Consider the following 513-nt stretch of genomic DNA (forward strand, 5'->3'; position numbering starts at 1 on the left):
CTGCTGCTACTCGCTACGTGTCCGATCAGTCTCTTGCTGGTACTAAGTATGCCTCTGATCAGTCTGCTGCTGCCTCGAAGGTTGCGGCTGCGATTCATGCTTCTGCTGCTAAGTATGGCTATGATGTAAATGCTATGACTCAGAAGGAGATCGCTTCTTTTAACGCTGAGGTTAATCGTGAGCTTCAGGCTGCTGGTTTTCAGCATGAATTTGATATTAAAGAGGCATTTCCGAATAATGCATGGAATGCGCTTGGTGATCTTATTACGGACGCTAAGAATGATGTTAGGAATGTTGATTTACCTTGGGGTAATAACATTTTTGATTACTTCGGCGATCTTGCTGGCCGTGTAAAAGATTTTTGGACTAAGGATCGTAAAAAATAGCTCGCGACTGAGGCTGGAGGGCGTTTCAGTGGGAACCAATACATACTTGATATATTGGTTCCCACTGACACCACCAGATTTCCGAGTACGGAGAGGGTGTTGTAACTGAGTTGTTTTCATCCTATGA

The 513-nt window shown here is 44.4% G+C and carries 1 protein-coding gene; it reads left to right on the plus strand.

The features are described 5' to 3' along the window. Positions 1-386: hypothetical protein (locus NE547_RS17985; RefSeq protein ID WP_256176622.1), on the plus strand; the 386-nt coding region annotated here is incomplete at its 5' end. Between the last annotated feature and the right edge of the window lie 127 nt (positions 387-513).

Origin of the sequence: Flavonifractor sp. DFI.6.63, from assembly GCF_024462255.1 — a bacterium.
Taxonomy (GTDB): Bacteria; Bacillota; Clostridia; order Oscillospirales; family Oscillospiraceae; genus Lawsonibacter_A; species Lawsonibacter_A hominis.